The sequence below is a fragment of the uncultured Maribacter sp. genome (assembly GCF_947496775.1).
Lineage (GTDB): Bacteria > Bacteroidota > Bacteroidia > Flavobacteriales > Flavobacteriaceae > Maribacter_B.
Genome location: NZ_CANMDU010000025.1, coordinates 1 through 5,214, shown reverse-complemented (window position 1 = coordinate 5,214; position 5,214 = coordinate 1). Strand labels below are relative to the sequence as shown.

General features: G+C 29.5%; 5 protein-coding genes. All 5 read right to left on the bottom strand.

Going from position 1 to position 5,214, the window contains the following annotated elements; translation table 11 throughout:
* Window positions 1-207: 207 nt before the first annotated feature.
* The 5 genes from Q0856_RS17745 to Q0856_RS17725 all read right to left on the bottom strand — a co-directional run bounded on the left by Q0856_RS17745 (window position 208) and on the right by Q0856_RS17725 (window position 5,129).
* Entirely contained in the window at window positions 208-1,188 is a 981-nt protein-coding gene (locus Q0856_RS17745) for a hypothetical protein (protein ID WP_298507146.1), read from the bottom strand.
* A gap of 224 nt (window positions 1,189-1,412) precedes the next feature.
* Entirely contained in the window at window positions 1,413-2,489 is a 1,077-nt protein-coding gene (locus tag Q0856_RS17740; RefSeq protein ID WP_298507145.1) for a hypothetical protein, read from the bottom strand.
* Between the two features lie 237 nt (window positions 2,490-2,726).
* Window positions 2,727-3,350: a hypothetical protein gene (locus Q0856_RS17735; RefSeq protein WP_298481462.1), complete on the bottom strand. Its 624-nt coding sequence runs from the start codon at window positions 3,348-3,350 to the stop codon at window positions 2,727-2,729.
* A gap of 221 nt (window positions 3,351-3,571) precedes the next feature.
* Window positions 3,572-4,153, bottom strand: coding sequence for a hypothetical protein (locus Q0856_RS17730; protein WP_298507143.1), 582 nt, complete (start codon window positions 4,151-4,153; stop codon window positions 3,572-3,574).
* Between the two features lie 217 nt (window positions 4,154-4,370).
* The gene (locus Q0856_RS17725) at window positions 4,371-5,129 is read right to left on the bottom strand and encodes a hypothetical protein (RefSeq protein WP_298507141.1); all 759 of its coding nucleotides are present in this window, start codon (window positions 5,127-5,129) and stop codon (window positions 4,371-4,373) included.
* Window positions 5,130-5,214: the final 85 nt, after the last annotated feature.

Sequence of the window (5,214 nt, the reverse complement as noted above, 5' to 3'; positions counted from 1 at the left end):
AACTATAGGGTAAACAACAAAAAAGGAGGGAAGCGCTTAGGTTCTCTTTTTTTTACTAGGTAAGTTACTGCCAACGGTCTTGTATAAGATTAGTTGCGTGGTTAAGCAACGAATTTAGCAAATACAAATTGAATAGAAAATCCGCGAGGATTTTCGTAAGCAAGCTCGCATCAAGCAATTAATTTTATACGTTGTTGTAGCACGTTTTTATTTTTCGTTCAGTTGATATTTATACTCAAATATTTCTTTTTCAGTTCCGTCAATTTTAATTACTTTTTCTAAAATTCCGGCGTTATTGTAAATGAATTGATAAGATTTTATTTTGCCTTTTAAAATGTAATTTTCTGACTTATTTATTAAAATCGTATCATTCTTATATTCGTAAGTTTCATTTTTCCAATGTCCATTTTTCGTTGAATAAAAGTCAGATGAGATTAATTGGTTTGCGGAATTGTATTTGTGTTCAGACACTTTAAAATCGCCAGAATAGTTAATGATTGTATTTCCGTTTTTGTCAATCACATCATTATCCAATATTTTTTTTGTCTCTACAATTTTTTCTCTGTTTTCAGGGTAAAATATTTTGTCTTCGTATTTTTCTCCGTCTTTTGAATAAAAGATGAATTCTCGGTTTAATTTGTCGTTTGAAAATTCCTGTTTTTGTTTTAATTCTCCATTTGCATTAAATATTTCTATTTCTTTGGAAACAATTTCTTTGTCGGTTCCGTAATCGATTGAAATCTTTTGGTTTTTGTTCTTTATAAAAATGGCTTTGTTTTTAAGTATTCTTCCAGGATTTTCATAAGTCAGCTTTGTATCTTTCAAGTACTCATATTCATAGCCATATTTAAAATCTCCATTTGGCGAATAATGTGATGTTTTGATAACTCTCCCTTTTTCATCATATTGATATTCGCTCTTGTTGATAATTGTGTTATCATTCTCAATTATGGTTATAACTTTTCCGTTTTTGTCAAAGTTGATGTCCGATGAAATTTGTCCATCTCTAAAGCAAAGAATTTGTTTTAGGTTGTTCTTTAATGCAAACTTTGTAAAGGCGTCATTACTATTCCTTGTGTTTTGAGGAACGTTTAAAGTTGCTACAAATGATTTTCTCGGTTCGTGCTGAATCGATTGTCCAAAAGAAAAATTAAAGGCAAAAAATATGATGATTAATAGTCTGTTCATTGATTTGGTCAAATGTGCTACAACGGTCTTGTATATGAAAAGTAGCGCTGAAAATAAGCGTTATCTATTCGGATTAAACACAAGCCGAATTTTTAAATTTTACTAATTATTTTATTTTTGGGAATTTGTCAAATTTAAAAATTTGGCGACTTCCTAAAAATGCCCAAACCTTTGTGTTATCAACGACTTGCGCTATTTTTTATATACATTGTTGTAAAACGTTTTTATATTCCGCTTATTCTTGTCATTTGGTCTAAAATACTTGTTTTCTCTTCTGACCTTGCTTTTAATTTTTCTTCAATTACTTTCCAACAAGAATCAAAATCTTCCAACATTTGTTCTGTGAATGTAACTGTGGTAATTTCGAAACTATCGAAATAATCGTTTCTCTTTGTCATTTCTTTATGCCACTTCTCACTCAGCTCTTTGTTAACTTCTTTTTGTTTTTCTTTATATCCGCTAACACTCATATGTGATGAAGATGGGCTTATTTCAAATCCGGTATATTGATATGTGTGAGGATTGAGAACTGTGAAATCAAGTCTATATTTATGTTTATGTTCTAACCCTAAATATCTTACTTCAGGTATAAGGAATGGCTCACTCTCTAAATCTTCTGAATTATGAAGATATTCAACATATCTATCATAAATTTCTTTTTCATAGTTCGAACTGGACAACTTTTTGAGAATTGAAAGATATATGCTTTCAAATTGCTCGAGATTATTAATTTTCAAAGACTTACTCGAATCGTTATCAATCAATCCTTCTTTAAAAACGTGTCCGATTGTCCAATATTCATAATCAGCTCTTCTAATCTCGCTTTTATCAATTATCCATTGATTTTCCTCGAAATTTGGTGCAATTAATAATCCAAAAATCACCTTATAACCAAACCATATAGACCAAAGTTGTTCGTTCGGCTTTAATCTGGTTCTCGCTTTTAAGTTTCTATAAAAATTTCTTTCTAAAAATAAACGAACAAAGTTTTCAATTTCATTGTCTTTTAGTAATTGAGCATTGTGGTTTGGTTGTGGTCCCCAAATTCTTCTTTTTTCATATTGGTCGATTAAACCTTTAAGCCATTGTGAATAGAAATCATTGAAGTCTGAGAATTGAGTTCTTACGCTATCAACATAAGTGTTGTTTTTACCTCCAAATAAACCATTAAATCTTTGAAAACTATAACTTTTTTGATTTAGTCTAACCCTTAGTTTTTCGAGAATATAATTTTGTTTTGAACGAATTTCCTTTGTCAATTCATCATCTAATTCTTTAAGGATATTTTCGTTAATATTCATTTATTGATAAGGTTTGTTTAAATGTTTTACAACGTCTCGGCTAAGCGTAGTGCGGTAGTAAGGAAACCTTTCGTTTCCGCCGTAGCACTAAGCTAAAGCTTTTGGTTTAGTTTTTATTTTTCTTGTCTAAAGCTAAATCCCAAAGATTTAGCGGCATAGTAAATATACATAGACCATTCGATTTAGCCCAAAATCTCGCATTGCGTTTAGGCATTGTTGTGCAACGTTTTTTCTGCGTTATGATTTAAAGTTTTTCCATATTACATAAAGCTCATTTACCTCCTTTTCACTCATATACTTTGCAAAAAGTCCAGTATTTGTAAAATATGCCCAACATTCTCCAAACTTTAAATATTGGCTTTTAGGAATATTTTTTTTGGCTAAACATTTTTTTAGAATTCCAATTCGCTTGTTTTCATCTTCCGTAATTATTTCGCCAATTTTGGAAATTTCAGTTTCAGAGAATCTATCCGTTATTGCTTTTAGTGTTTTTAATTTCGTCCAATATTTTCGAGCTCCAATTCCTAACTCCACTCGAATGAATCTATTCTTCTCTAATGCAAACCTAAAAGGGTCTTTCCTTTCGATTGTTATACCATTAGCTTTTATTGTTTCCCAAAATTTTTCCGTATCAGGACTTATGCTATAATTCCAATAGTTTAAGAATTCACTTGTTGCAGATTTTCGTTGATAAGAATTCAATTTTCTACCTATTTCCTGAGTAGTTAGAAGTCGTTTTGTGTAAGAAGAAAAGTTTAACATCGCCCTTTTAGATTTATCATCTAACTCCGCCGATTCAGCAACTATTTTATCATGAATTTCAATTGTCTTTAAAATATCATCTAAAGGGTTATTTTTCATTCAAGGTTTAATTTTTGCAAAATGTTGCACAACGTTAAATATATGGCATTTAGGGCAGAAAATAAAAGGTTATTCTCGGTTAAGCACTAAGCCAAACTTTTGCATTTTGATTTATCTTTTTTATCATAAAGCCAAATCAAAAGATTTGGGGACACAGCAAATAAAAAACAACCTTTTGATTAAACAATAACCAGCCCTATTTGCTATATATAGTGTTGTAACTAGTTATATTCAAATCTAGTTTTCCAATTAGCATAGCCCATTAAACCAAAAAAAGCAATAGCAAATATACTTATCGGAATACCCCATTTTAGATTACTGATTGCAGCTTCTTTTTTTTCTGTATTATAATCTTGAATATTAAAATATAATGTATGATTCGCTTTTAATTGAAATACATTAGGTTTTTCCCTCCATATAAATATCTTATTCAGAACAATATCTTTGAGCCTTTTATTTTCGGATATTAATAATTCGTCTTGTGTCGTACTTATTTCAAATTGATGCCCTATCATAAAAATTGAGTTTAAATCATTATCACTAAGTAAATCATATGACAAACCATTAATTTGAAAAGTATTATTGCGACCTTTTAGTTTTAATTCGTAGTAATAATTTTTTTTTACACCTCCGTCGGACAATTTTTTTACGTCAATTAGTTCTCCCTTGAAGGTTATCAAATCAGAATCTTTAATATCCAATGAAAAATAAGTGTTGGTAAGCTTAACAATAAGTAAAATAAAAAATAATATTACTCCTATTGAACCATAAGCTACTCTAATATTATATTTATTTCCCTTCAATGTTTCGTAATTAGTTACAACGGCTCGGCTAAGCGTAGTGCGGAGGCAAGGAAACATTTTCGTTTCCGTCTACGCACAAAGCTAAAGCTAATTGTTTAGTTTTATTTTTTCTTTTCCAAAGCTAAATCCATAAGATTTAGCGACTTTATAAATATACACAGACCTTTCGATTTAGCCCTAAAGACCGTATTACGTTTAGGTATTGTTGTAGTGCGTTTTATTTGTTGATATTTGGTGGAGGAGGAGGTATATTAATTTTTCCACTTTTTACTTTTTTATTGAAATCTATCCGTTCTTTCAATTCTTTCATTAATTGATTTTTGCTTTTAATAATCAAATTGTCTATTAATAAATCAGTATCATCGTTAAATATAATGTCAATTTGAAATTCGCTTTCAGTTGTCAAATAATCAATGTATGTCACTCGATAAGTATAGCCATTAGTATGAATTAGCATAATATAAAAAGTTGAAGTTCTTTTACATTTATTTATTTCAACTTTACTTAAGTTTAGTAGATTTTCAATATTATTCTTTTCGATATTATTACTTACCAACTTTTTTAAGTCAATATTTTTCAGATTATCTTGTAAACCGATTACAAATTCTTTTGCTTTTAAGTGAAGCAATTTTGACTTATCATTTGTATATGATTTTTTTTCGAATTTATCTTCTATTCTCCTGAAATTAGGACAATCAATCCGCAATATATGCAGGAAATATTCGTAATACGCTAGTTCTGGCTGGCCAGTCTTTTTTTTAAAATTATTTATTTCACTTATCCAATCAGAAGAATTTATACTTATGGCATTCTTGATAATATTTCTTGAATCTTCATATGATAATTCTTCAGGGGATTTTTTAGAATTAGATAAAGCATTACAAATTTCTAATGTAACGCTATTAATTACTGGTTGTTGACCAAATGATGCGCCTACGGTTAACAATAATGTAATTATAAATAATAATATTCTCATATTTTTTAAATGTCACGTCCTAAAATACGGCTACGGATTAATATTTGTTTTTAAGCGGCACATTGGTGCACGTAATTAGGTGTTT

What these genes read in the sequence shown, in the direction of transcription:
- Q0856_RS17745 (WP_298507146.1), bottom strand. Translation starts at nt 1,188, where the DNA reads ATGAACAGACTATTAATCATCATATTTTTTGCCTTTAATTTTTCTTTT.
- Q0856_RS17740 (WP_298507145.1), bottom strand. Translation starts at nt 2,489, where the DNA reads ATGAATATTAACGAAAATATCCTTAAAGAATTAGATGATGAATTGACA.
- Q0856_RS17735 (WP_298481462.1), bottom strand. Translation starts at nt 3,350, where the DNA reads ATGAAAAATAACCCTTTAGATGATATTTTAAAGACAATTGAAATTCAT.
- Q0856_RS17725 (WP_298507141.1), bottom strand. Translation starts at nt 5,129, where the DNA reads ATGAGAATATTATTATTTATAATTACATTATTGTTAACCGTAGGCGCA.